This window comes from Sphingomonas immobilis, assembly GCF_030580995.1.
Classification (GTDB): domain Bacteria; phylum Pseudomonadota; class Alphaproteobacteria; order Sphingomonadales; family Sphingomonadaceae; genus Sphingomonas; species Sphingomonas immobilis.
Genome location: NZ_JAUQSZ010000003.1, coordinates 238,392 through 263,202, shown reverse-complemented (window position 1 = coordinate 263,202; position 24,811 = coordinate 238,392). Strand labels below are relative to the sequence as shown.

27 protein-coding genes and 1 tRNA gene are annotated in these 24,811 nt (G+C 64.0%); 12 read left to right on the top strand and 16 right to left on the bottom strand.

Features of this window, described 5'->3' with window-relative positions:
* Positions 1 to 71: 71 nt before the first annotated feature.
* Both proB and Q5H94_RS06525 read right to left on the bottom strand, forming a co-directional pair.
* Positions 72 to 1,178 carry a glutamate 5-kinase gene (proB, locus tag Q5H94_RS06530; RefSeq protein ID WP_304560427.1) on the bottom strand — a complete coding sequence of 369 codons (1,107 nt, stop codon included), beginning with the start codon at positions 1,176 to 1,178 and terminating at the stop codon, positions 72 to 74.
* A gap of 28 nt (positions 1,179 to 1,206) precedes the next feature.
* Positions 1,207 to 1,896, bottom strand: a complete 690-nt coding sequence (locus tag Q5H94_RS06525) for a class I SAM-dependent methyltransferase (protein WP_304560426.1) — start codon at positions 1,894 to 1,896, stop codon at positions 1,207 to 1,209.
* Positions 1,897 to 2,044: 148 nt separating this feature from the next.
* Between Q5H94_RS06525 and Q5H94_RS06520 the strand changes: the two genes are divergently transcribed.
* The gene (locus Q5H94_RS06520; RefSeq protein ID WP_304560425.1) at positions 2,045 to 3,658 is read left to right on the top strand and encodes a DUF6311 domain-containing protein; all 1,614 of its coding nucleotides are present in this window, start codon (positions 2,045 to 2,047) and stop codon (positions 3,656 to 3,658) included.
* On the opposite strand, the gene obgE is transcribed toward Q5H94_RS06520, so the two are convergent.
* Complete coding sequence (gene obgE, locus Q5H94_RS06515) at positions 3,655 to 4,701, bottom strand: GTPase ObgE (RefSeq protein ID WP_304560424.1); 1,047 nt, start codon at positions 4,699 to 4,701, stop codon at positions 3,655 to 3,657. The genes Q5H94_RS06520 and obgE overlap by 4 nt on opposite strands.
* Before the next feature lie 139 nt (positions 4,702 to 4,840).
* On the opposite strand from obgE, the gene Q5H94_RS06510 reads away from it, so the two are divergent.
* Entirely contained in the window at positions 4,841 to 5,698 is an 858-nt protein-coding gene (locus tag Q5H94_RS06510) for a metal-dependent hydrolase (protein ID WP_304560423.1), read from the top strand.
* A 126-nt stretch (positions 5,699 to 5,824) separates the two neighbouring features.
* On the opposite strand, the gene Q5H94_RS06505 is transcribed toward Q5H94_RS06510, so the two are convergent.
* The 3 genes from Q5H94_RS06505 to rplU form a co-directional block, all read right to left on the bottom strand.
* A complete protein-coding gene (locus tag Q5H94_RS06505) occupies positions 5,825 to 6,370 on the bottom strand; it encodes a GNAT family N-acetyltransferase (protein ID WP_304560422.1) in 546 nt (181 codons plus the stop codon).
* A 171-nt stretch (positions 6,371 to 6,541) separates the two neighbouring features.
* Positions 6,542 to 6,811 (bottom strand): 50S ribosomal protein L27, encoded by a 270-nt coding sequence (rpmA, locus tag Q5H94_RS06500; RefSeq protein WP_304560421.1) that lies wholly within the window; start codon positions 6,809 to 6,811, stop codon positions 6,542 to 6,544.
* 13 nt (positions 6,812 to 6,824) lie between these two features.
* On the bottom strand, positions 6,825 to 7,202 hold the full coding sequence (gene rplU, locus Q5H94_RS06495) for a 50S ribosomal protein L21 (RefSeq protein WP_304560519.1): 378 nt from the start codon (positions 7,200 to 7,202) through the stop codon (positions 6,825 to 6,827).
* A gap of 531 nt (positions 7,203 to 7,733) precedes the next feature.
* Between rplU and Q5H94_RS06490 the strand changes: the two genes are divergently transcribed.
* Positions 7,734 to 10,394: a TonB-dependent receptor plug domain-containing protein gene (locus tag Q5H94_RS06490; protein ID WP_304560420.1), complete on the top strand. Its 2,661-nt coding sequence runs from the start codon at positions 7,734 to 7,736 to the stop codon at positions 10,392 to 10,394.
* Between the two features lie 99 nt (positions 10,395 to 10,493).
* Here the strand turns inward: Q5H94_RS06490 and hspQ are convergent, their stop codons facing one another.
* Positions 10,494 to 10,874, bottom strand: a complete 381-nt coding sequence (gene hspQ / locus Q5H94_RS06485; RefSeq protein ID WP_304560419.1) for a heat shock protein HspQ — start codon at positions 10,872 to 10,874, stop codon at positions 10,494 to 10,496.
* A 147-nt stretch (positions 10,875 to 11,021) separates the two neighbouring features.
* On the opposite strand from hspQ, the gene Q5H94_RS06480 reads away from it, so the two are divergent.
* From Q5H94_RS06480 to Q5H94_RS06470, 3 genes are all read left to right on the top strand, one after another.
* A tRNA-Ser gene (locus tag Q5H94_RS06480) sits at positions 11,022 to 11,111 on the top strand.
* A gap of 218 nt (positions 11,112 to 11,329) precedes the next feature.
* On the top strand, positions 11,330 to 12,508 hold the full coding sequence (locus tag Q5H94_RS06475) for a tyrosine-type recombinase/integrase (protein WP_304560418.1): 1,179 nt from the start codon (positions 11,330 to 11,332) through the stop codon (positions 12,506 to 12,508).
* 236 nt (positions 12,509 to 12,744) lie between these two features.
* Entirely contained in the window at positions 12,745 to 13,020 is a 276-nt protein-coding gene (locus Q5H94_RS06470) for a hypothetical protein (RefSeq protein ID WP_304560417.1), read from the top strand.
* 21 nt (positions 13,021 to 13,041) lie between these two features.
* Here Q5H94_RS06470 and Q5H94_RS06465 read toward each other — a convergent pair whose 3' ends face one another.
* From Q5H94_RS06465 to Q5H94_RS06450, 4 genes are all read right to left on the bottom strand, one after another.
* Positions 13,042 to 13,440, bottom strand: a complete 399-nt coding sequence (locus Q5H94_RS06465) for a BLUF domain-containing protein (protein WP_304560416.1) — start codon at positions 13,438 to 13,440, stop codon at positions 13,042 to 13,044.
* 151 nt (positions 13,441 to 13,591) lie between these two features.
* On the bottom strand, positions 13,592 to 14,584 hold the full coding sequence (locus tag Q5H94_RS06460; protein ID WP_304560415.1) for a sensor histidine kinase: 993 nt from the start codon (positions 14,582 to 14,584) through the stop codon (positions 13,592 to 13,594).
* 212 nt (positions 14,585 to 14,796) lie between these two features.
* Positions 14,797 to 15,192, bottom strand: coding sequence for a hypothetical protein (locus tag Q5H94_RS06455; protein ID WP_304560414.1), 396 nt, complete (start codon positions 15,190 to 15,192; stop codon positions 14,797 to 14,799).
* Between the two features lie 5 nt (positions 15,193 to 15,197).
* Positions 15,198 to 15,578, bottom strand: coding sequence for a hypothetical protein (locus Q5H94_RS06450; protein ID WP_304560413.1), 381 nt, complete (start codon positions 15,576 to 15,578; stop codon positions 15,198 to 15,200).
* A gap of 347 nt (positions 15,579 to 15,925) precedes the next feature.
* Between Q5H94_RS06450 and Q5H94_RS20515 the strand changes: the two genes are divergently transcribed.
* Positions 15,926 to 16,051, top strand: a complete 126-nt coding sequence (locus Q5H94_RS20515; protein ID WP_431312145.1) for a transglutaminase N-terminal domain-containing protein — start codon at positions 15,926 to 15,928, stop codon at positions 16,049 to 16,051.
* Positions 16,048 to 16,242, top strand: a complete 195-nt coding sequence (locus tag Q5H94_RS20510) for a transglutaminase N-terminal domain-containing protein (RefSeq protein WP_431312148.1) — start codon at positions 16,048 to 16,050, stop codon at positions 16,240 to 16,242. Before Q5H94_RS20515 ends, Q5H94_RS20510 begins: the two co-directional genes overlap by 4 nt.
* 247 nt (positions 16,243 to 16,489) lie before the next feature.
* Here the strand turns inward: Q5H94_RS20510 and Q5H94_RS06445 are convergent, their stop codons facing one another.
* Positions 16,490 to 18,658 carry a catalase gene (locus Q5H94_RS06445; RefSeq protein ID WP_304560412.1) on the bottom strand — a complete coding sequence of 723 codons (2,169 nt, stop codon included), beginning with the start codon at positions 18,656 to 18,658 and terminating at the stop codon, positions 16,490 to 16,492.
* A 222-nt stretch (positions 18,659 to 18,880) separates the two neighbouring features.
* Here Q5H94_RS06445 and Q5H94_RS06440 point away from each other — a divergent pair, with 222 nt between their 5' ends.
* Positions 18,881 to 19,153, top strand: coding sequence for a DUF6894 family protein (locus Q5H94_RS06440; protein ID WP_304560411.1), 273 nt, complete (start codon positions 18,881 to 18,883; stop codon positions 19,151 to 19,153).
* A gap of 65 nt (positions 19,154 to 19,218) precedes the next feature.
* Here the strand turns inward: Q5H94_RS06440 and Q5H94_RS06435 are convergent, their stop codons facing one another.
* The 4 genes from Q5H94_RS06435 to gntA all read right to left on the bottom strand — a co-directional run bounded on the left by Q5H94_RS06435 (position 19,219) and on the right by gntA (position 21,790).
* Positions 19,219 to 19,806 carry a hypothetical protein gene (locus Q5H94_RS06435; protein ID WP_304560410.1) on the bottom strand — a complete coding sequence of 196 codons (588 nt, stop codon included), beginning with the start codon at positions 19,804 to 19,806 and terminating at the stop codon, positions 19,219 to 19,221.
* A gap of 168 nt (positions 19,807 to 19,974) precedes the next feature.
* Entirely contained in the window at positions 19,975 to 20,208 is a 234-nt protein-coding gene (locus tag Q5H94_RS06430; protein ID WP_304560409.1) for a DUF3072 domain-containing protein, read from the bottom strand.
* Between the two features lie 278 nt (positions 20,209 to 20,486).
* A complete protein-coding gene (locus Q5H94_RS06425) occupies positions 20,487 to 21,116 on the bottom strand; it encodes an urea carboxylase-associated family protein (protein ID WP_304560408.1) in 630 nt (209 codons plus the stop codon).
* Positions 21,071 to 21,790, bottom strand: coding sequence for a guanitoxin biosynthesis heme-dependent pre-guanitoxin N-hydroxylase GntA (gene gntA / locus Q5H94_RS06420; protein ID WP_304560407.1), 720 nt, complete (start codon positions 21,788 to 21,790; stop codon positions 21,071 to 21,073). The genes Q5H94_RS06425 and gntA overlap by 46 nt, the downstream gene beginning before the upstream one ends.
* A 131-nt stretch (positions 21,791 to 21,921) precedes the next feature.
* Here gntA and Q5H94_RS06415 point away from each other — a divergent pair, with 131 nt between their 5' ends.
* From Q5H94_RS06415 to Q5H94_RS06405, 3 genes are all read left to right on the top strand, one after another.
* On the top strand, positions 21,922 to 22,461 hold the full coding sequence (locus tag Q5H94_RS06415) for a hemerythrin domain-containing protein (protein WP_304560406.1): 540 nt from the start codon (positions 21,922 to 21,924) through the stop codon (positions 22,459 to 22,461).
* A 139-nt stretch (positions 22,462 to 22,600) separates the two neighbouring features.
* On the top strand, positions 22,601 to 23,542 hold the full coding sequence (locus tag Q5H94_RS06410; RefSeq protein WP_304560405.1) for an NAD(P)/FAD-dependent oxidoreductase: 942 nt from the start codon (positions 22,601 to 22,603) through the stop codon (positions 23,540 to 23,542).
* A gap of 101 nt (positions 23,543 to 23,643) precedes the next feature.
* On the top strand, positions 23,644 to 24,741 hold the full coding sequence (locus Q5H94_RS06405) for an extracellular catalytic domain type 1 short-chain-length polyhydroxyalkanoate depolymerase (protein ID WP_304560404.1): 1,098 nt from the start codon (positions 23,644 to 23,646) through the stop codon (positions 24,739 to 24,741).
* The last annotated feature ends 70 nt before the right edge of the window (positions 24,742 to 24,811 follow it).

Below are 24,811 nucleotides of genomic sequence, written 5' to 3'. Positions count from 1 at the left end.
AGTCGAAGCACGTATTCCGGGGCATGCCCTTCGACTTCGCTCAGGGCGAACGGAAGTGGGGAGGGGTGGGTTCACAACAACGCCATATGATTGCGATGCACCATCGCGGTACGCGGCGCATAGCCAAGAATATCGGCATGCTCGCCGCTGCGCTTCCCGGTAAGCAGCGCCGCCTCGGGCGCGTCATATTCCGACAGCCCGCGCGCCAGCGTCCGCCCGTCGAGCCCGCAGATCGCGACCAGATCGCCGCGCCGGAAATCGCCCTCCACCCGCGTCGCTCCCGCCGCGAGCAGGCTCGCGCCACCCTTCAACGCCTTCGCCGCACCGGCATCGACATGGATCGTGCCGCGCGCCGTCAGCCCGCCGGCCAGCCACGCCTTGCGCGCCGGGGCAGACTTCTCCGCCACGAACAGAGTATGCCGCGCCGCCATCGACAGCGGATGCCCGGTCCGCCCGCTGGCAATGGCGAGGTGCGCGCCCGCCGCATTGGCGATGCGCGCGGCGGCGATCTTCGAGACCATCCCGCCCGATCCCATGCCCGAGGCCGAGCCCGCGTCCGCCATGCCTTCGATCGCGGCATCGATCCGCTCGACCCGCTCGATATGCACCGCGCCGGGCAGCGCCGGGTTGCGGTCGTACAGCCCATCGACGTCCGACAGCAGCACCACGCCCTGCGCGCCCGCCGCCTGCGCGACCCGCGCCGCCAGCCGGTCGTTGTCGCCGAAGCGGATCTCCGCCGTCGCGACGCTGTCATTCTCGTTCAGCACCGGCACCACGCCCAGCCCGAGCAGCCGGTCGAGCGTCGCCGCGGCGTTGAGGTAGCGCCGCCGGTCCTCGAGATCGTCGAGCGTCACCAGGATCTGCGCCGCGGTCAGACCCTGCGCGCCCAGCATCTCCGCCCAGACCTGCGACAGCGCGATCTGCCCGGTCGCCGCCGCCGCCTGCGCATCCTCCAGACTCGCGCGGCCGCCCTTTGGCAGCCCGAGCCGCCGTGCGCCCAAAGCGATCGCGCCCGACGACACCACCGCGACCTGCTGCCCCGCCTTGGCCCGCGCGGCGATATCGGCGGCGATCCCGGCCAACCACTCGCGCCGCACCCCGCCGCTTTCGTCGACGAGCAGCGCCGATCCGATCTTGACGATCAGCCGCGGGCAGGAGGCGGGGGGGAACAGCGACATATCGGGAGGGCGCTTAGCGCGGCGCGTCTTATCCCGCCAGCACCGACACCAGATAGAAGGGTCGCCGGTGCTGCGACACGACCCGCAGGCTCGGCGACCAACTGAAGGCGTCATGGATGCGGCGCGACATGCGGCTGTCCTTGTCGCGCGCGTAGACATAGTGATTGGCCAGCAGCAGGATGCCGCCCGGGCTCAGCAACCGCGCCACGCTCGTCGCGAGATCCTTCAGCCACGCATCCTCGATCGGCGGCGGCAGATAATAGATCATGTCGGCGATGGTGATGAGATCGAACTGGCCGTCGTAGCGCGCCGGCAGGTCGAGCGCGTCGCCCTGTTCGAAGCGCAGATTGGGCACGTCGGCATGCGTGATCGCCGCCTGTTCCATCGCCACACCGGCGATATCGACGCCGAGCACGCTGTCCGCCTTCGCCGCCAGCTTCCGCGCGAGGTTGCCGTGCCCGCAGCCGAGATCGAGCGCGCGCGAAAAGCGGCGATCCGGGACGAGACCGGCGAGCACTTCATACTTGCGCCGCTGGTAGAAATAGCGCGGGTCGCTCGATGCCCAGGGGTCGCCGCTGGCATAGACGGTGTCGAACGCCGCCTGCTGCCCCACGGTCGTGCGCAGATCGGCCAGCGTCGTGTCGGTGCGCGCGCTGCGCAGGAACAGGCCGATATCGCGCGGTGCGATGAAGCCCCATTTCCCGAATTGCTGAAACATCCCCACGCTATCGCCCCCCGACGATTGTCGAAGCAGCGGCTGTACCGGCATTTCGGACGAAGAATAAGGACTTTCGCATTTCCGATTTGTGACGCGCCATTATACCCGCATTAACCGTATCTTTGCCCGCATCGGCCAGAAGCACGCGATGCGCCCGCTCCATCGCTCGCCCATCGACATGGCCGTCATCGCGCTGCTGGCGGCATTGCTGTTCGTCGCCTTCTTCAACGTGGCGATGCTCGATCCCACCAATATCGGCTGGCTGCTGCGCGGCACCGACAATGCCGAGAATGCGCTGGGCGTTCACGCCTGGCTCGCCGATCCGGCCGCGCACGGCTTCCGCACGCACCTGCTCGGCGCGCCGGAGGGCGTGAGCCTGCTGTTCACCGACAGCAATCCGCTGCTTGCGCTCGTCGTCGCGCCGGTCGCGCGCGATGTCGGCGGGGATCTGCAGTTCGTGGGGCCGTGGTTCCTGGCGTGCCTGATCCTCCACCTGGTCCTCGCACGGGCGCTGCTCGCCCCCTATGCGAAAACGCCGCTGGCCCTGTGGTGCGGCGTGCTGCTGCTCACGCTGCTGCCGACGCTCTACGTGCGGCAGGTCCATGCCAATCTCTGCGCTCACTGGCTCATCCTCTGGGCGCTATGGGTCTATGTCGATCCACGCCGCGCAGGCGACTGGCGCTGGTGGCTGGCTGTGCTCGGCGTCGCGGCGGCGATGCATTCCTATCTGCTGGTGATGGTCGCCGCGATCTGGGGATCGGCGATGCTCGAGCGTTTCGTCGCGGCGCCCGACTGGCGGCGGCGCGCCGGCCTCGCGCTCGGCGCGGCAGGGGCGCTCTGCCTCGTCGCGGCGATCCTCGCGATGCTGGTCGATCGCGGCGCGATCCTGTCGTCGGGCACTTACGGCCGCTTCGGCATGCCGGTCGATGCCGTCTGGAACCCGGCGCTGCAGGGGCTATCGGCCTTCCTCCCCGCGCACGCGCAAGCCGCCGACCGCCAGATGGAAGCCTTCCAGTATCTCGGCGCGGGGCTCCTGCTGCTGATCGTCGCCACCCCGCTGATCCTGTGGCGCAGCGCCCCCGCACCGGCGATCGCCGCACTGCACCGCCGCCTGCTGTGGCTGGTCCCCGCGTTAGTCGTGCTGACCTTGCTGGCGATCTCGCACCGCGTCGATTTCGCCGGGCGGACGCTCTTCACGCTGCCGCTGTCGCAAGCCGGGCTCGCGCTGCTCGATCCGGTGCGCGCCTCGTCGCGGCTGTTCTGGCCGGTCGCCTATGTCCTGGTGTTCGTCGCGATCACCGCCGCCTACCGCCTTTCGAGCCGCCGCGCCGCCCTGGTTCTGGCCGGCGCGCTCGCGTTGCAGGTCGTCGACATGATCCCGCTCTCGGCGATGATGCGCCACGATGCCGCCATCGCTGGCGACCGCGACAAGTGGAAACGCACGCGCGATCCGCGCTGGACCGCCGCCATCGCCGCGGCGCGCGACGTCACCTTCATGCCGCCCGACGCGACCGAGCAGCTCGATCTGTTCCAGGAAGTCGCCTGGCGCGCGGTCGATGCGCGCAAGCCCGTCCGCCTCGTCTACCAGGCGCGCACCAGCGCCGAAACCGCCCGGCGGCTGGCGCAGGAACAGCGCGATTTCGAGGCGGGCCGCCTCGATCCGCACCGCCTCTACGTCCTGTTGCCCGATGCCAGGGTGCCGGCGGCCGCGCAGGGCAGGGTGGCGACGCTCGACGGCGTGCGCGTGATCTTACCGCTTTAGAGCGGCGACCATTCGATCGAATCCTCGCCCTCGTCATCCTCGGCGACCGCGGTCGCATCCGGCCCGATCGCCTCCAGCAGATGGTCGAGCACCCAGTCGGTGCCGGTGCCCGCCGCCGCCGACACCGGGATCACCTCCGCGCCGCTCGCCTCTTCCAGCTCGCCGCACAGCGCCGCGATCAGCTCGTCGTCGAGCGTGTCGATCTTGTTGAGCGCCACGACGAACGGCTTGTCGGTCAGCCCGCCGCCGTAATTCTCGAGCTCGTCGCGCACGATTCGGTAGCTCTCACCGACATCGTCGTCATTGGCGTCGACCAGATGGAGCAGCACCTTGCAGCGCTCGATATGGCCGAGGAAGCGGTCGCCGATGCCAGCGCCCTCGGCGGCGCCCTCGATCAGGCCGGGAATGTCGGCGATCACGAACTCGCGCTGCTTGTGGCGCACCACGCCCAGTTGCGGCCGGGTGGTGGTGAAGGCGTATGCGCCGACTTTCGCCTGCGCATTGGTGCAGGCATTGATGAAGGTCGATTTGCCCGCATTCGGCAGGCCGACGAGGCCCGCATCGGCGAGCAGCTTCAGCCGCAGCCATACCCAGGCCTCTTCATAGGGCCAGCCGGTGCCGTGCTGGCGCGGGGCGCGGTTGGTCGATGTCTTGTAGCTGGCGTTGCCGCGCCCGCCGTCGCCGCCGCGCAGGAAAACCTCGCGCTGGCCCACCTCGGTGAAGTCGAGCAGCACTTCCTCGCGCTCCTCGTCCAAGATCTGCGTGCCGACCGGCACCTTGATAAGCAGATCGTCGCCGCCACCGCCGGTGCGGTTGCTGCCCGATCCGCCGTGGCCGCGCGGCGCGCGGAAATGCTGCGTGTAGCGAAAGTCGATCAGCGTGTTCAGCCCGGCCACCGCCTCGAACACGATGTCGCCGCCCTTGCCGCCATTGCCGCCATCGGGGCCGCCATATTCGATGAACTTCTCACGCCGGAACGAAACGGCCCCGGGGCCGCCCGCGCCCGAGCGGACGAAGATCTTTGCTTGGTCAAGAAAGTGCATGGCGCGCGTCCTAACGCTTTAGCGCAGCTAAAGCGAGGCTAGAGCGCGCCCGGCCGGCGGCGCGACGAGCGTCGTCCGACGGCACGGCTTTGCCATGACGCTTGCACCAGCCCCCAAAAACCCAATATCGCGTCGCACCATGACCCGTACGCCGCCCGACCTCACCATCACCCCGCGCGACCTCCGCTTCGGTCGCGGGCAGGCGATGGGCCGCTGGTGGCTCGCCGGCGACCCCATCGCCACCGCCTTCTGGAACGCGCTCTCCGTCACTTTCCCCAAGGGCGAGGGCTATTTCATCGAGAGCGTCCGCGCCTTTCGCGACGGGACGCCGCCCCGGCTGGAACGCGAGATCAACGCCTTCATCCGCCAGGAGGTGATGCACACGCGCGAGCATGTCGCCTTCAACCGCCACGTCACCGATCAGGGCTACGACGTGTCGCTGCTCGACAGGCATGTCGACGAAGCGCTCGCGCTGACCGAGGGGCGGCCCGCCATCATGAAGCTCGCCGCGACGATGGCGCTCGAACATTTCACCGCGATCCTCGCGCATCAGGTGCTGCGTGATCCCCGCCATTTCGCGGGGGCTGAGCCGCAGGCCGCCGCGATGTGGCGCTGGCACGCCGCCGAGGAGATCGAGCACAAGGGCGTCGCCTATGATACATGGCTGCACGCGACGCGCGAGTGGCCGCGCCTGCGGCGCTGGCTGGTCAAGGCGCTGACGATGCTGCGCGCGACACGGAAGTTCTTCGTCGATCGCTATCGCGGCATGATCGAATTGTTGCGGCAGGACGGCATCACCGGCTGGCGCGCGCACCGCGCGGTGCTGGCCTATGCGCTGGTGCGGCCGGGCATCGCGCGGAAGATCTTCGGCGCGTGGTTCGGCTATTTCCTGCCCGGCTTCCACCCGTGGAAAGTGGACGACCGCCACCTCATCGCCCGCGCGACCAGCGACTATGCCGATGCGGTGCTGCCGCCAGAGACATTGGCTGCGGCCTGATCTGTCCTACAGCGGCGCGATTCGCTATCCTGCGACCCGCTCTTTCTCATTGCCGATCCGCTCGATTCTGCCACGCTTTGCGCGCCCGCCCGAAAGGTCCGATCAGTGTGACCTTAGTGTGACTTTTCACGCCGCCAGGCACAAGTCCGCCGGTACGTCAGATACGTCGAGATCGCACGCCATCTCGACCGACGGCACATCGCGGCGCAGCGCACGGCAGGGGCGCGTAGCCGCGCCCGTCTCACGAAAACCGAGCTTTCGCAAGACGTTGCCTGAGGCTTCATTGCCCTGGTAATAGCCCGCGCGCAGCCGCCTCAGCCCCAGCGCGTGCCGCGCGATACCGATCATCGCGTGCCCCGCCTCGGTCGCATAGCCGCGGCCCCAGGCGTCCGGGGTCAGCCAATAGCCTAGCTCGGCACCGTTCGCCGTCTCCTCGATGCCGATCGCGCCGATCAGCCGGGGCCGCTCGCCGCAATGCTCGAGGATCAGGCAGGTCGCATCGATCTTCGGACGCGGCATGGCGAGCCACGCCTCGGCATCGGCCTGCGTATAGGGCCAGGGCAGGTGGGCGAGCTTCGTCACCACGCTTTCGTGTGCGACGGCTCGCGTGATGGCGGCGGCGTCTTCCGGCCAGCGCGGCCGCAGCGTCAGTCTCTGAGTCCGCGCGAACATGCGACTCTCTCCTCGTCGTTGCCGCTGCGCTCGCATGCCGGGATGACAGGGACGCGACAGAAGCCGTGGAGGGAGCATGAAAAAAGGGAGCCGGGGCGACCCGTCTCCCTTGTTTCGGTATCCGTTTCGGACACCCGGGTCGCCCTGGTGGGCAACCCGTCCGGTTGCCCGTTATTCGGCGGCTTCCGCCACCATCTCGACCGAGCAGAACTTGCGGCCGAGCTTGCCCTGATGGAAGGCCACGCGGCCTTCGACGAGCGCGAAAAGGGTATGGTCCTTGCCCATGCCGACGTTCACGCCCGGGTAGAACTTGGTGCCGCGCTGGCGCACGAGAATGTTGCCCGGAATGGCGATCTCGCCACCGAACTTCTTCACGCCAAGGCGACGGCCGGCCGAATCACGACCGTTGCGCGACGAACCGCCTGCTTTCTTATGTGCCATCTCGATCTACTCCTTACGCCTGCGCTGCCGGGGCTTCGCCCTCGGCTGCTGCGGGGGCCGAATCGGCCTTCTTGGTCTTCGCCTTCTTCTCGGCAGCGCCGATGCTCACGATCTTCAGGATCGTGTGCTGCTGGCGGTGGCCGTTGCGGCGGCGATAGTTGTGACGGCGGCGCTTCTTGAAGACGATGACCTTCTCGCCCTTCGCCTGCGCGATGATTTCGGCCGAGACGGTGAGGCCGTCGACCGACTGCAGCTCGGAGCCTTCGCCCGCGAGCAGGACATCGCCGAGCGTGATCGACGAACCGGCTTCCCCGTCGAGCTTCTCGACGACGATCTTGTCTCCAGCGGCAACGCGATACTGCTTGCCGCCCGTGCGCACGACTGCGAACATGGCCTTCATCACTTTCAAATACCTATGGCCCACGCTGAGGACAGCCCCGGCGCGGGAAAGAAGCGCCAGCTATGCGAAGGTGGCGCGGCTGTCAACCTTGGAAAGCCATTTGGCAGCCGGTTTTGCAGGCACGCGGTGCGCACATTTTTCGTACGATGCGTTGCGAATAGTGATGCGGCAAGGTGCTGAAATCGTTGCAGGTCTGCATCACTTCCCGATGGACTTGCCCATTGGTCCGAGGCGTCCCGAAAATCGTGAAGTTTATGTTGCAATGCGGCGAGCGTTGTGGCGTCATCCGATTCGGCGAACGGGGGGATGTTTCCGTATCGCCGACCAGAACAGATCGAATGGCGGGTTTTCCCCGACGTGCTGCGCTTTGCGGCAAGGGGTAGCGCGCGTCCGGTCGGGGTGTACGGCGAAAAGACCGGCATCTGAGAAAAGCAGGCGGAACGAAGGAGCATCAACGAAAAGACATAGTCAGGGGCGGACAGCCTGAGAGCCACCGGAATCAGCCTGGGGGACTCAGACGATATGATTAAGAACTCGATTTCGCTGCTCGCGCTGGCGGTAGCCAGTATTGCGGCAACGCCAGCTTTTGCCGCGCCGGCCGATGCGCCCGCCGCTCTCGCGCCCGATGCGCCGCCGTCCGATGCCACAGTGGCACCCGATGACGAGAAAACCGACGTCATCGTGCTCGGCACGCGCCGTACGGATCGCACCGTGACGAGTTCCGCCTCGCCGATCGACGTCATCAGCGCGACCGAGCTCACCAACCAGCCGTCGGGCAACATGCTCGACATCGTCAAGAACATCATCCCGTCCTTCTACGTGCCGCAGAACACCATCACCGACGCATCGACCTTCGTGCGCGCGCCGTCGCTGCGCGGCCTGCCGGCCAGCGAAGTGCTCGTGATGATCAACGGCAAGCGCTACAACCGCTCCGCGCTGGTGCAGGTCGCCGGCGGCTCCGACACCGCGCTTTCGGCGGCTTCGCAGGGTGCCGACATCTCGCTGATCCCGGCGATCGCGGTCGGCAACCTGCAGGTGCTGCGCGACGGTGCGACCGCGCAATACGGATCGGACGCGATCGCGGGCGTGCTCAACTACGGTCTCAAGGAAAAGACCGGCATCGAGCTGCAGGCGCGCTATGGTCAATATTACCAGAACGGCGACGGCAAGAGCGTGCAGGTCGCGGGCGACGTTGGCTTCGGTATCGGCGATCTCGGTTTCATCAACATCGCCGGCGAATACAATAACGACGGCCAGACCAGCCGCGGCGTGACGCGCCCCTCGGCAGTGTTCCTCGCGCAGGCACAGCCCGGCGTCGTCAACCGGATCCCCAACTATCCAGGCCCGGCGCAGATCTGGGGCTCGTCGCCGACCGAGAGCTACAAGTTCTTCGTCAACTCGGCGCTCAACGTCACCGACAGCAGCAAGATCTATCTGTTCGCCAACTATGCGCGCTCGAAGGCGACTCAGAGCTTCAACTATCGTCCCGTGCTCGACTGGTCCTTCCCGACCACGACCGGCATCGGCGGCGGCAGCGCCAACGACTATTTCAAGAAGATCTATTATCTGACGCCGTGCCCCGCCGGCAACGCAACCTGCCCGACGGGCGGGTTCGTACGCGACGCCAACAACTTCCAGTTCACGTCGGTCTACCCGGGTGGGTTCACCCCGCAGTTCGTCGGTGTGAGCGAGCAGTTCTACGGTACGCTCGGCTACAAGGGCAGCGCAGGCGACTTCACCTACGATCTGTCGGGCACCTATGCGAAGAACACGCTCGACCTGTCGATGTTCGGCTCGCTCAACGGCTCTTACGGCCCGCAGTCGCAGACCAGCTTCAAGTTCGGCGCGCTCCAGCAGGAGGAAATCAACGCCAACATCGATTTGAGCTATCCGATCGAAGTCGGCTTCGCGAGCCCGCTGACGATCTCCGGCGGCGGCGAATTCCGGCAGGAGAAATACACGCTGACCGCCGGTGACGTGCAGTCCTATGGCGCAGGGCCTTATGCCTCGGCTCAGACGCTGTACACTCTGGTCTCGCCCGGCGTCTATTCGCTCTACACGCCGACGGATCCCCGCGAAACGCAGGGGCAGTCGCCGGGTGCCAGTGGCTATGGCGGCACCAGCCCGGACGCAGCCGGGAGTTGGACGCAGCGCAGCTTCGCGGCCTATGTCGATCTCGAAACCGACATCGTCGAAAATCTGAGCGTCGGCGCTGCGGGCCGTTACGAGAATTACAACACGTTCGGCGGATCGTGGGTGGGCAAGTTCAACGCGATCTGGAAGGCGACCGATTTCCTCTCGGTTCGCGGCACGATCGGCAACGGCTTCCACGCGCCATCGCCGGGCCAGTCGCACACCTCGATCCTGACGACCGCATTCAACAACGGCGTGCAGACGCAGACGGGCACCTATCCGGTCGATACGGCGATCTCGCGTTTCTACGGCGCGGTGCCGCTGCGCCCCGAAACGTCGATGAACTATGGCTTCGGCGTCGTGCTGTCCCCCGCGCAGAACCTGAAGCTGACGATCGACGCCTATCAGATCGACGTGAGCGACCGCATCGGCGTTTCGAAAACCTTCAACGTGACGGCGGCGAACATTGCCGCGCAGCCTGCGCTGGCGGCGGTCGGGGTTGGCGGCTCGGTTCAGTATTTCACCAACGATTTCGATACCCGGACGCGCGGTATCGACGTCGTGGCGACCTACAAGACCTCGCTGAGCGAGGCGATCATCAACTTCACGCTCGCCTATAACTACAACAAGACAGAGGTCACCCGGCCCGGCTCCTCGATCAGTAGTGACCAGATTCTCGATATCGAGCATGGCGCGCCGAATCACCGCGCGGTGTTCACCACCAACTGGGCGCTCGGCCCGCTGAGCATCAACTTCCGCGAGAATTTCTACAGCTGGTGGAAAGCGGCGATCAGCTACGGCCCGGCGCAGACCTTCGGCTCGAAGTTCGTCAGCGATCTCGACGTGACGTACAACATTACCGAGAATTACTCGGTGACGGTCGGTGGGCAGAACATCCTCGACGAGCGCCCCGACAAGCTGTCGCCGCTGTCGAATTCGATCTTCCCGATCACCGGCGGCAGCTCGGACGGTCAGATCTATCCGTCGAGCGGCGGGCCTTTCGGTCTCAATGGCGGCTTCTGGTACGTCCGCCTGCGCGCCAAATATTGACAAGGGCAGGGCCCCGGGAGGCGAAGCGTCCCGGGTTCCGGCACACGAAAGACCCCGGCGGAGCGATCCGCCGGGGCTTCTACGCTGTCGTCAGAGTACTTAGTGGCGGTGCTCGCGGCGGAGGGTGTAGCGGCCGTCGGCAAATTCGGTGAACAGCCCGGCGATGGCGGGATGATCGACCGGCTCGTCGGTATCATCGACCACCAGATTCTGCTGGCTCACATACGCGACGTAGCTCGACTCGGTGTTCTCGGCGAGCAGGTGATAATAGGGCTGATCCTTGCGCGGGCGGGCGCTTTCCGGGATCGATTCATACCACTCCTCGCTGTTCGCGAAGACCGGATCGACGTCGAAGATCACGCCCCGGAAATCGTAGCTCCGGTGCCGCACCACATCGCCGATCGCGAAACGGGCGTGCGTGATGGCGGGAAGCGGCACCGCCGAATCGAAGGGCGGAGCCGAGAGGGTCGTGCGTTGCATCACACCAATCTAGGGTGTGTTCGCGGCCGCACAAGAAGATAGCGACACACGCTCTTGTCTGCCTGTGACGATTGCGTTAGAGGCGCCCGCTCACCGACCGGTGCCGGCTCTTTGGTCCTTCCATCAGACGGCATCTTACGACCTCGCGGAGAGGTGGCAGAGTGGTCGAATGTACCGCACTCGAAATGCGGCGTGGGTGCAAGCTCACCGTGGGTTCGAATCCCACCCTCTCCGCCAACTATGCCTTTTCACAGAGTCTCAGACCGTCTCAAGACGTCTCAAAAACCCTTAAATATCAAGCGCTTGAGAATCACAGGCGTCTCGCTTAGTCTCAAGCCGGATCGTGCAAGCGCGCCGCAATTGGGGGACCCAATGGGGGACCCGATCAAGGCGCATTTGCTGGAATCCCTATCCGACCCATGGCGGGAAGGGGTCTTGAACCGGAGTTCGAGACTATGACCGCGCGCGCGATACACCGCCTTACCGCCCTCAAAATCGCGAATCTGACAAAGCCCGGCAAATATGCCGATGGCGGTGGCCTGTACCTCATCATAGGCGAAAGCCGGCGTCGCTGGGTTTACCGCTATTCATGGCGCGGCGCACGCTGCGAGCTGGGCCTGGGCGGTGCGGGAATTCTGTCGCTGGCCAAGGCGCGAGAGCGGGCTGCGGAATGCCGAGCGCTGATCGCCGAAGGCAAGAATCCGAAAGCCGAACGCGATCGTGCCGAACGCAATGTCACTTTTGGTACCTATGCCGATGCTTTCTTTGAGACGATGAGCGCGACGTTCCGCAACGAAAAGCACGTCGCACAGTGGAAAATGACGCTGACCGTGTACGCCGCACCACTCCGCAAGATGATCCTCGAGGAAATTGGCACGCCAGAAATCTTGCGGGTGCTAAAGCCGCACTGGTCCAGGGTGCCTGAGACCGCCAATAGGCTGAGAGGGCGCATTGAAAGCGTCCTCAATGCTGCCAAAGCAGAAGGGCTGCGCGACGGCGAGAATCCGGCGCGCTGGCGCGGCCATCTCGACCAGTTGCTTCCGCGGCGGCGCAAAGGTCTCAGAGGCCACCACGCCGCCTTGCCGTTTGCCAAGATCAAGGTGTTCATCCGGAAGCTTCGTGCTCGAGAAGGCACTGCGGCACGGGCCCTCGAATTCCTTATCCTGACGGCTGCGAGGACGAACGAAATCGTGGCCGCGCAATGGGACGAGATCGACCTGCTTCAGAAGGTCTGGATTGTTCCTGCCGAGCGCATGAAATCCGAGCGCGAACACCGGGTTCCGCTTTCGACCCCCGCTCTGTGCTTGCTCAAAGCCACGCCCGAGGAGCAGCGAGTTGGGCTTATCTTCAAAACAGTCGCTCGAGACAAGCCGCTCTCGAACATGGCCATGCCCATGTTACTCCGCCGTATGGGCCGGCCCGAAACGGTTCATGGATTCCGCTCCACCTTTCGCGATTGGGCCTCGGAAACGACAAACATTCCGAATGAGGTTTGTGAGATGGCCTTGGCGCACGTCATCGCGGGGAAAACCGAAGCGGCCTATCGGCGCGGCGACCTGTTCATGAAACGTCGGAAGCTGATGAAGAAATGGGCGAAATATTGCGGTTACGATGTGGCGACAGATTCCAGTTGAATCATTCCTGCGCGAGAAAATACCGCGCGCGAGCAGGTTGTCTCGCCGCAGGGCCGCTGGCGCGAGTCATGGCGAAGCGCCCTTGGCTCGTGCTGATGCCCGGCACTGGCGATGTAAGCGTCCATCTTGCGGTGGCAGAGAATGTTCGTACCGAAATGTGTTCCTCAACGAAGATACCGAACCACCAACGGAACGCCGTTCATGACCGGTTCGTTGAAGTCTTAAGGAGATTTCTGATGGCCGACGACACGAGCACCAAAACACAGCCCCGTCCGAACCTGTCGACCGAACCGGGCAAGAAAGGCTTGGCGCCCAATACGGCGACCAAGACACAACCTGCGCCTAATATCTCGACTGAGCATCAGCGTGAAGGCGATGCGCGCAGCCCTAGCGATACGCTCGATCGCGGACAGAACGATACGCCGGGCGGGCAGCCGACCGAAAAAGTCGAAGACCGCCCCAATGTCGGCAGCGTCAAACCCGAAGACTATCCGGCAGATCGGCCGAAATGAGCCCGAAGGGGCTGCGGTCTGTTACGCCGCGCGCAGTCTCGCATAGCTGGTGAATAGCGCGCGGACATTCGGTGATGCTTGGGCGGTCAGCGTGTCGATCCGGGCGATGGCAACCTTTCCATCACGGTCGAGCGGGCCAAACGATGCCATTGCCCAATCGCCAAACTCTCTAGCAACAATGGTACGGCGGGAGAGGGTGACCAGCGCACGATGTCGTGGGTCGGTCGCGATCTTCGCTATCGTGCGCTCTACATGCTCGTCGGGCCCTTCAAGCGCTTGGAGAAAGCGCTGACCGTTGAAGAACAGCAGCCCTGTGATCCCATCTCGCTGATTGTTCGTACGTGAGCGAGCGAGCAAGCTCGATACGTCGGCATTCGTAACCGACGATAGAGCGCTACTGATGTAGACGATTTGCAACATACGCCATTCTCCAGGCCTCCAAGTATCGTCGCTATCAATTAAGATATTGATGAATAGGGCTTCGTCCGGGCGCTGGGGTGTCCGCTTGCAGTAGCGCCGGTTAGTAGGTGGACCCGAGCCGGCATCGTGGCAACGTTGGACTCGCAGTGGCTCAGTTCGCTAGCCGTTGTTTGGCAAGGCGGAGTGTCACGATGACGCCTTCGGCGCACCAGTCATGGTCGATGCTGCCGCCGAGCTGACCCCTGACGCTGCGATTGACCAGATCGCTGCCGAAACCCTTGGCGTTTGCAGGGGGCACTACCGCCGGTCCGCCGCGTTCGGTCCAGATCAGCACGACGACGTCGTCCTGGATGGCGCAGCTTACATCAAGCGTACCCTTCTCGTCGGATAGCGCGCCATATTTGAGAGAGTTTGTCGCCAGTTCGTGGATGACCAGAGCAAGCGTGGTTGCGCTTGTCTCTCCTATCCCCATGCGCGGCACCGCGACGCGGATGCGGCCGGCGAAAGCGCCCTCATCGTCATAGGGAGCGAGCAGAACAGTCAGGAGGTCACCCAGCAGCGCGGCGTCACCATCGCTGCCAGCAATCGGCCTGACAAGGTCGTGCGCTCGACCAAGCGCCGTCAGCCGGCCCGTGAGCTGTTCCGCCATGTCTTTGGCGGACCGCGCCGAGCGTGACGTTATGGCCGTCAACCCCGTCGCTATCGCGAGCAGATTCTTGACCCGGTGGCTCATTTCGCCAGCCAGCAGCTCATGCCCTTCCTCGGCTTGCTTGCGTCCGGTGACGTCGAGAAAGATGCCCGCCATGAGGCGCCCGATCATTCCGACATCGCCGCCTTGGCCGCGCGCCGAAATCCAGCGGATTTCCGAGCCGAGCACGATCCGAAAATCGATCTCATAGGCACCCGGGCCAGCGCGCGTCGCGTTGAACGCGGCGCCGACGCGGTCGCGGTCAGCGGGATGAATATGCTCGGAGAGAGCACCGAACGTTACGACAACATCGTCTGCTATGCCCCACAGGCGATAAGCGCGAGCATCCATGTGTAGGGCGTCGGTGTCGACATTCCAGCGCCACAACGCGACCTCTGCAGCGTCGATTGCGCGCCGCAACGCCCCTTCGTCCCAAGTCGCATGCTGATCGCTCATTCGTCCTCCGCGCAGCCGCGCGGGTTGGACAGGATGCTATCCGTTCGGAGCAACTTTCCGATAACACCGTGTCGCGAGACAATGACTGCGTATCACGGGAGCTGCGAATTGGCTAACGATCGCGCGCGGCCATTTCCTTAACCGGTAGCGACGGTCAAAGATTGTAGTGCCGCGCCGCGCAATTGGCTTGCGCCCTCAAGCTCAAGCTCGTTTCAAATGGCATCCTGGTAAACGCCGGGTCGCGCCGGATGCTCGCCGATCAGCCACATCAATGCCGCACTCTCGGAGAGAAAAAGCCCGCAATGTGCGTTGGTCTGCGGGCGTGCCAGGCCTTTCGTGACGCTGGACGGCACCAATATCGCGACGCGATCGGTGGGGCTCGCGTCTTCAAACATGATCTTGCGGATCGCTTCCGATGTCGCTGGAGCAAGAGGGCGGCCTGCGCGATTGTCAAACAGGACATTCAGCGACGCAGAGGCGCGCGCCCAGGCAATCGCATCTGCCAGTTCCGGGAGCAAAGTGAGGGAGTGCTGTTCCTCGTAAGACGCATTCACGGTGCAGATGATCATCTTGCGATCGCGGTCGCGTCGTACCGAATATCCGGTCACTGTGATCACGCCAAAGCCGCACGGTGCTGCGGACCGAGCAACCAGGTCGTTGCCTCGGCTACCGACCCAAAAAATTCTCGCTCGGCGCTTTGCGGCATGCGACGGATTTGCATGCGCGCCAACGCAGAACTCAGGACCACCGCGCACCGGACGCTCAGATGTGCTTGTGCCTTCGTTGCGTCCGACATGTGAGCAAAGGCACTCTTTTCCTGAATTGGATTGTCCGAAGCTTCAACTAGGTGGAGGGCACATCCATGTCGGGCCTGACTACGGGCCAGCAACTCGGTTACCTGCGGCATATACGCATCAAATTCTTTGATCGTCGCCAGCCGGCTCGCGACCGTATGCACAATTCCAGTGCTATCATCATAATAGGCTGTCGGCACTGAGCTCATCCCCGGCTCCGTCGCGGTGATAGCAAGAGTAAACCGTTAACTGGTGATGATCAGGCGCAGGGGCGCCCCCTCCAGTTCGACCAAAGTCGCAAGGATTTGAATTTCGCTTCTGCGGACGACGGTTCCAATCCAATCACATGAGGCGTTTTATCTGCTGCAAAGGCTTCGCAGTGCCCATATCGCGTGGCAAGCGGAAGCCTCATTTCCCGGTGTTCATGCCCGAGGTCCCGATCGGCTCGTGCCAACACTTCAGCGTTAGCATCCGGGAGAAACGGGATCGCACAGTATGGGCTTAGAATGACCGACTGCCCGGGCGGTGAGCGCCGGCAAGCTGTCCAGTGCGCCTGAAAGTCGAGCATTGGCCAGAGTATCACTATGGGGCTCGCGTGGCTCTCCTACCGCATCGGCTAGTTTTGACGCCTCGCGACAGCGCTGACCTCACGACCCTCAAACACTCGCTATAGTTCGACCCGATGCGGATATTGCCTGGACGACAGACGTGTTCGGGAACGCAGTTGCGGTAACGACCTTTTCCAGCTCTACCAACACGCTCGTCATCACCAGTGAATCCGAGGTCGATCACAAGGCGCTCGAATGGCCGACATTTGCGATCAACCCTGCTGCCCATCACTATCCGGTACGAACATGGGGATGATCACCAAGCTGTTTTCTCTGGATGCCCTGGCCGCGAAGATCGACGAGATGATGGCCTGATCGAAACGAACCTATCGTAGCAGCCTGTCATCGACAATTTCCGCTGACCGAGCCGGAGGGGCGCTGTCGGGCTCGGACGAGTTAAATGTCGGCTCCAGAGCGCCGCGATCTCAAAAGTTCGGCAGAGGCTCCGGCGCTTGAGGGGCGCAGAAATCTGCGCCCCTCGGCGATAGCCTCCCTCAGCCTTGTTATGCAGCAGCGTCTAGATCGACCTTGCGCTCACGGTCCCAAAACCGCAGGGCGCGGCAGGTCGCGACGAAGGCCTTGGCATCCTTGGCTTTGGCTAGCTGGACGAACCCTGCGTCCATCTCCGGGATGCGGGCCGCGTCGAACAGGGCAGCAGCCTCGGCACTGAAGCCGATGAACTTGCAATGCCCAAACGCGTCCGCGCAGAAGTCCTTGGCGGCAGCATCCTTGGCAAGCAGAGCGGCACCCGCTGCGGAGGGCAGAACGGCAACGGCGTCGTACAACACCGACGGACCGCCATCGATCTTCTGCTTGGCAGCGACCGCGGTCCCATCGTCCAGCGTCACGCCGCCGATCTTCGGGGCGATCACTTCCCATACCGCACCCTCGGCATCGAGCGACCCAGTCAACGCGGTGAACAGGTCCGCGCTGGAGCCGTCGGTCAGCAGCAGGCCCATCTTGCGACCCTTGAAGTCTTTCGGGCCGTTGGCGAGGATGCTGAGCTTGTCGGAGGTCGGCAGATCGATCGTCGGCCGCGCCGCAACCGCTGCCTCGGGCAGCGCCATGCCAAGACCATTCGCCACCGTCGCCGCGAGGTCGGCGTCGATGTTCAGCAGATGCGAGACTGCGCGCGCGCGGATGTCGACCCGCACCACCTTCGACAGTTCGAAGGTCAGCGCGTCACCGATATGCTTCTGCTCGATCGGCTGCTGGCTGAGATAGAATTGCCGCGCCTGGCTGTAATGATCGGCGAAAGTCTCCGATCGGATGCGCTGCTTCGGTCCGTCGAGCGGCGCGGCGAAGCTGGTCGTGCCGCGCGCGGGATTCTCACGCGGTCCGCCTTCCGGGCCCCAACTGTTGGGCTCGTAATTGGCGCGACCCTTGGGGTTGGTCATCGCCATGTGACCGTCCTGCTGGAAGTGCATGACGGGACAGCGCGGCGCGTTGACAGGGATGTGCGTGAAGTTGGGCCCGCCAAGCCGCTTCAGCTGCGTGTCGAGATACGAAAAGTTGCGGCCGTGCAGCAACGGATCGTCGCTGAAATCAACGCCCGGCGGCACGTTTGCGGTGCAGAAGGCGACCTGCTCGGTGTTCGCGAAGAAATTGTCGACATTGCGGTTAAGCGTCATGGCGCCGATAATCCGCACCGGGACCAGTTCCTCCGGGATCAGCTTGGTCGCATCGAGGTGATCGAACGGCAGCTTGGCCGCGTCCTCCTCCCTGAAGAGCTGCACGCCGAGATCCCAGACCGGGAAGTCGCCTGACTCGATCGCCTCCCACAGGTCACGGCGATGGAAGTCGGGGTCGGCACCGTTGACCTTGACCGCCTCGTTCCACAGCACAGACTGCAGACCCTGGCGCGGCTTCCAGTGAAACTTGACGAAGGTCGAATTACCTTCGGCATCGAGCAGCCGGAACGTGTGGACGCCGAACCCTTCCATCGTGCGGAACGAGCGCGGGATGGTGCGGTCCGACATCTGCCACATCACCATGTGCCAGGCTTCCGGGCTCAGGCTGGTGAAGTCCCAGAAATTGTCGTGCGCGCTCTGCGCCTGCGGGAAGGCGCGATCGGGCTCCTCCTTGACCGAATGCACCAGATCCGGGAATTTGATCGCATCCTGGATGAAGAAGACCGGGATATTGTTGCCGACCAGATCCCAATTGCCTTCCTTGGTGTAGAACTTCACGGCGAAGCCGCGCACATCGCGGGCGAGATCAGGCGATCCCTTGCTGCCGGCAACGGTCGAGAAGCGCACGAAGACCTCGGTCTGCTGCCCGACCGTGCCGAGCACATCCGCGCGGCAGATATCGGCAAGGCTGTCCGTCAGCTCGAACACGCCGTGCGCGCCGTAGCCGCGGGCGTGGACGACGCGTTCGGGGATGCGCTCGTGATCGAAATGGAAGATCTTCTCGCGGAGCTGGAAATCCTCAAGCAAGGTCGGGCCGCGAGGCCCCGCCTTGAGGCTGTTCTGACCATCGGCGACCGGAATGCCCTGTGCGCTCGTCAGGGTCAGCGCCGGATCGTTGGTCGACTGGTGGGTTTCGCCGCCAGCGCCCTGAACTTCCGCAAAAGATGTGGGGCTATCAGCGCCGACCGGCAGCTTGGGAGCCTTTTTCGGCGTTTCGCCCTTCAACTTCTTGTTGTCCGTCTTGCTGCTATCGCGCGCCATGTCTGAATTCCCCACCGCAGGACGCGGCACGGGGCTTCAACGCAGGGCGAGCACGATCAGCCCGCGCAATCGTCGTAATCTCGATCAGTGTTTATCATCATTGTCCAAAAGCGATGTTTGACCTCGATCAGCACGAATATCCGGATACGATGGCGCATCCCGGTCATTGATTGATTGCTCGAGGCAGCGTCACCGTTCAGCTGCCGCGGCCGGGAGACAACCGTGGCGCACTATCTGTTTCATCTTCACGAAGCGGGAGCGGTCACCCCCGACGAGCAGGGGCACGATTTCGACGATATGGAGTCTGCACGGCGCTATGCGGTGCGAAGCGCGCGAGACATTATGTCCGGCGAGATGCGCGACGGTTGCCTGTGTCTCGACTGTTTCATTCAGGTCGAGAATGTCGACGATGGCACAGCCTTCACGGTCCTGTTTCGCGATGCCGTGGCAATATCGCAGAAAGACGCTTCACCGCATCTTCATCGGAGACCCTGAGCCCAAAAGCCACGAAGCGAAGCTGAGGACGTGATGTCCATACCGCCTCGCTCCGCGGCAAAAGGTCAGGGGTGAAGGTCGCGAAGTCTGCCGCCGACGGCGCCAGCGGCACTGCCGATGAAGGCGCCAATGAGCAGCGAAAGCCCTGTGAAGGTGGCAAAAGCAGCGGCCGTTTTGCGCGCGGCATCGGCGGCTTCTTTGGTTACGACGACGTCGGTCGCGGGGGTCGCAATATGCGCGAGCGCCCCGGCGCCGACTGCGACGATCGCAAGGATCATGGTTGCCGTCGCCCAGGTCAGGAACCCGTGCGCCGTGTCGCGAAAGAACACTTCGTCGGTGTGAAGGCCGTGCCACCGCGTCCGCAAGCGACCGGCGAGGTAGCCGCCCATCAGCGCCGACAACCACTGGGTGACGATCAGCCAGATGCCCGCGCCGATCGTAAAGGTCGACGCCGCCGCACCGACGCCGGGCCACGGGGAGATCGACGCCAGACCGAAGGCGGAGCCGATGGTGAGAAGCGTGAGGGTCAGCGCGATCGCAGCGACGACCCCGCCCATTATGGCTGACCACGACATGGCCGATCCGGCTGGCCCTGCGGGGGCGCCGCTCGGGTAAAGGGCGGGATCGACCGCGCTATAGGGATTGGTGCTCATGCTCAGTGCCAGACGAGCAGGAGAATGATGATGATCGGCAGCGGAATGCCCAGCAGCCACAGCAAAATGCCCTTACCCATGTCGCCTCTCCTTATCGTGCCGCCTGATTGACGGTGCGGATGCGAAACGGACTGTGACAACCAGAGTTCCGGCGTTCCGGTGAAGGCTTCAGTTCTCCGCCCTTCCGAGTGTCTCCCTGAGTTCGTCGATACGACGGGAGGCGTCGGCCTTGCTCAGTCCATCGGCCGGCGGCACTTCCCCGGCTTCCTCGGAGAGAGTGGTCAAATAGGATGCCTGCGCCCCTGTCATCGGGTCATCGCCCGATACCCAATCGGCAGGATCTTTCTCCGTGTTCGATCCCGGGTGGGATTCGAGTTTCGGGTTGTCGAGCTGGTCAGCCATGATCTGTCCTTGTACTGCATTTGTTCTCGGTAAACTTCCGGCCAGGACGTTAAGTTCCCGTGTCATGGGTCGACGGAGAGTGGTCGAGTACCGATTGCCGGGCAGCGCCGGCGACCGTGGAGCCTGTCGGGAGTGGAAAAGCGTCAACGTGATGCCGGCCAACGCGAGTACGGTCCCGATGGCACGGGCGCCTAGCAGCAGGGTTTCGACGCGCGGCGATACCGTTGGGTGACTCCGGTTCGTTCGCAGGCGCGGCATTGCGTCCCGGACCGTCTCGATCAATCGACACGATAGGCGATCGGCTTGAAGCTGCCGCCGTTGGAGGCTGGCGCGGAGCAGGCGGTGAGGCCGATGACGAGGTCCATCGCCGCGCGGAACACGATGCGGTCGCCCGCCTTACTGACCGGCGGCTCGACGCGGAGCTTTCCCGTCGCGCCGTCGACCGGCACATTCATGAAGCAGTTGAACGCGACCGGGATGCGATCCGGCAGGACGCCGTAGGGCTCAAGCGCGGCGGCGAGATTGCCGAAGCAGCCGCGATGCTGCGGCAGGTCGGGATAGAAATGCACGAACGTCTCGCGGCTGCACGGCGTCAGCAGGAAATCGTGCAGGCCGACGCTGTCCTCGACGATCTCGAGCAGGATATTGCTGCGATTCGAATAGAGGCTGTGCCCGGTCGTCAGCCGGATCGTCTCGGCATAATCAAGCGTGCGGCCGGAAGAGATCACCTCGTCCATATCGCGCGCGTTGAAGGCCAGCAGATCGGCGACCTGCATGCCCTTCGGATCGATGACGGTGAGCGTCTGGCCCGAGGAAAGCGTAAAGGCGACGCCACTGCGCTCCGGGATGGTGACGGTGTCGCTCACGCCGGATCGCCCGAATCGGTGCCCGAATATTGGAACGGGCATCGCCATTCGCCATCGACCGCGCGGCCCGAATATTGCCGCGCCTCGCTCGCCTCGCCGTGGCGCGCTAGCATCGGGTTGCGCGTGCCCGCCAGCGCTTCGTCGCGGACCATGATCTTCTCGCGCATGCCCTCGTATTTGTTCTGCGCGCGCAGCATCGTGAACTGATCATGCAGGTTGAACACCATCGCCGGCCGCGCGAAGCGGCGCGCGGGGCGGCTTGCCTGCGGGTGGAGGCCGACGATGAAGAACGCCTCACCGCCGAAGTTCAGTGAGAAATGCGGGCTGTCCGGGTCGGCGCTGACGGAAGAATCGTAGCCCTGCCCGCGCCACACATCCTTGTCGGAGAGCGACTGCGCGCGCTCCCACAGCGCCGATTCGAACGCCGCCTCGTCGAGATCGTCCGGCCCCTCGAACACCACGGCGAAGCTGCGAAACAGAGCTGGATCGCGGCGATAGTCTGCGGCAAAGGTGAGCAGACCGTCATGAATGCGCAGGTCGTCCCAGGCACTGTCGATGCGGTCGCACGCCAGCACCTGCAGCGTTCCACGCGCGAGCGCCGCCTTCGCGCCGACGCAGGGAAAGTCGGGCTCCGCGACATAGGCGAGAAGACGTTGCTGGAGGTCATCCTGGCTTTGGTGCCGCCAGTTGAACATCGGTGTCTGCAATTTTGTCATGGCGGCATAGACGCCCGCCCGGATGCCAACGTTCCGGACAATCGTGCTGATGCGGATCAAGCCCGAGGTCGAGCCCGGAACGGGGTTGTGCCGCAACGGTTGAGCGACGACGCAAACGAAAGGATTTCACCATGTCCCTTATCGACAAGGTCGTCTCTGCCGTTACACCGCCCGAAAGCGAAAAGGCGCGCGTCGAGGCACGAGCAAAAGCTCAGGCTGCTGCGCAACCCGGCAGCTGGCTCTCGCAAATCCTGGGTCACCACCGAGAGATCGAGGATCTCTTCGACGCCGTGAAGATCGCAGAGACTGCGGTCGCCCGACGCAAGGCGCAGCAGGAGCTTGCGCTGCTGCTGACTGGGCACTCGATCGCGGAAGAGGCCGCTGTCTATCCGGCGCTCGCCGCGGACAAACAAGTCGGCCATGCCGAACTTGCCTATCAGGAGCAGTCGGCAGCCAAGATGGAGATGGGCCTGCTCGAGCGGCTGGACCCCTTGAGCGAAGACTATCTCGATAAGCTCGAACACATTCGCGGCGCGGTCGCGCATCACGTCTATTCCGAGGAAGGCACCTGGTTCCTCAAGCTCGCCGAGAGCGCGGACGCCGAAGAACAGGCGCGGATCACGGCGCGCTACGACGAGGAATTCGAGCGCTACACGTCCGGCGCGCATTGAGCGGGTGTGCAATGCCGAGGGCAGTCGTGCTTGGTCTCGGTATTACCGGTCCGACCGTCGACCGATGCAGGCTCGGCTATGGCGGCCGTCCGTTGCCAACGCTCGACCATATCCCTTCGGTGACCGGGCGTCGGCGGAGATGACCGGTATTGCTGATTGTTTGGTGATCGGCGGCGGACCAGCCGGCCTTACCGCCGCAATCTATCTGGCACGGTTTCACCTGGCGGTAAGGGTGTTTGACGCCGGGCTTAGCCGGGCGCTTTCGATTCCGCTAACCCGAAACCATGCGGGATACCCGGGCGGTATTGCCGGCTCCGACCTTGTCGGCAGGATGCGTCAACAGGCCGCACTCTATGGTGCCAGCCTCCTGCAAGGCACCATCGAAACCCTGGAAAAACATGCGGAAGGGCATTTCATCGCCCTAGCCCACGGCGCCGCGTGGGAGGCGCGAACGGTGCTCCTTGCGACCGGCGTCGTAAATCGGCGACCCCGAGGCCTTGACGACCAGACCCATGCCCGCGCCCTGGCAACCGGTCAGTTGCGATATTGCCCGATTTGCGACGGCTATGAAGTGACCGACAAGCAGGTCGCGGTGCTGGGAACGGGCGAGCGTGGCCTGCGCGAAGCGCTGTTTCTTCGGAGCTTCACAGCGAGCCTGTCACTGATCGCCCCGGACGACGTGCATGACCTAACGTCAAGCCAACGTGCCGAGCTTGAAGAAGCCGGAGTCGAAATCCTCGGTGCCTGCTCGACGATGGACTTTACGGGTCCGAAAGCCGTGCTGACCTTTGCCGACGGCTCCAGAGCGTTCGACGCCGTCTATCCGGCACTGGGCTCGGATATCCGCTCCGAACTGGCGCGCGGCGTGGGCGCGCGGACGAGCGAAGAAGGCTGTTTGACCGTCGATGCTCATCAACGCACGAACGTGCCGGGCCTCTATGCAGCCGGAGATGTCGTCCTCGGGCTCGATCAGATCAGTCATGCGATGGGGGAAGGCGGCGTAGCAGCGACGACGATCCGCAATGATTTGGCACGCCTCTCACCGCTGCGGCGAGCGGCCGCGCGCGGTCCGGGAAATTGATTGTGCACTGCAGCAACGATCGGTCTGGCGAAAGCGTTACACCTCTGCAGCCTTCGTCTGCGCCCGGGGGTCACACAGTGTCACGTTTAGGTCGAACGATCATGGAGCTGGTGGCTCAAAAGGGTAGTGCTGCCGCTCGCGTCACCCCGCCGCTGGAAAATCGGCTTGAAACTTTCCCGGAATTTGGACCGGACCCCGGTGCGCTGCGCGCGTGGAAATACATTCCCAACGGGCTCTTACCGCAAGCGCCTCTTGTCGTGGTGCTGCACGGCTGCACCCAAGGCGCTGCAAGCTACGATGATGGTTCGGGGTGGTCGCGGCTAGCCGACACATGCGGCTTCGCCCTGCTTTATCCAGAGCAGCAGGCGGCCAACAATCCGCAGCGCTGTTTCAACTGGTTTGCCCCTGACGACATACGGCGCGGTCAAGGCGAGGCCTCATCTATCCGGCACATGATCACCGCCATGATCGCGACCTATGATCTTGATCCGGCGCGCGTCTACATTACCGGACTTTCGGCCGGCGGCGCGATGACTTCGGTCATGCTGGCAACCTACCCCGAGACGTTCGCGGCAGGCGCGATTATCGCCGGCCTGGCTTATGGCAGCGCGACTGGCGTCGCGGACGCGCTGGCACGGATGCGAGGGCAGGGGTTTCCCGCCGAGGCGGCGCTTGTCGATCTCGTTCGAAACGCCGCGCCCGCGCCGGTTCGTTTTCCGAGCATTTCTATCTGGCACGGTGCCGCTGATACGGTCGTCGTTCCCGAGAACGCCAAGCGCCTCACGGCCCAGTGGCGCGGCGTTCACGGCCTTTCCTCTGCTCCAGCGCGCTCGGACACGTTCTCCGGCAGCATGCGCCAATCCTGGACCGACCCGTCAGGCACGACGCGGATCGAAAGCTTTCTTGTGCCCGGCATGGGACACGGCGTCCCTCTTGCGACGCGCGGTGCGGAAGCCTGCGGTGTTCCGGGACCCTTCATGCTGGAAGCAGGGATAAGCTCGACACGAGAGATCGCACGCTTTTTCGGTCTTCTTTCACAGACCCCGATGAGCGCTGCTCCACCGGCTGCATCAGTAGGCAGGACGCCCGTCTCCTATGAAACGCCGGCCGTCGATGTGAGCGCAGCTCCGCCGAAGCCGGGCAAAGGCATATCCGATGTCATCGAGGACGCTTTGCGGGCGGCGGGCTTGATGCGCTGAAGCAGTATTTTGGGCCGGAGCAGTTCCGGCCCCGATGTCGACAATGAGAGACGCCGCCACGTCGCGCGGC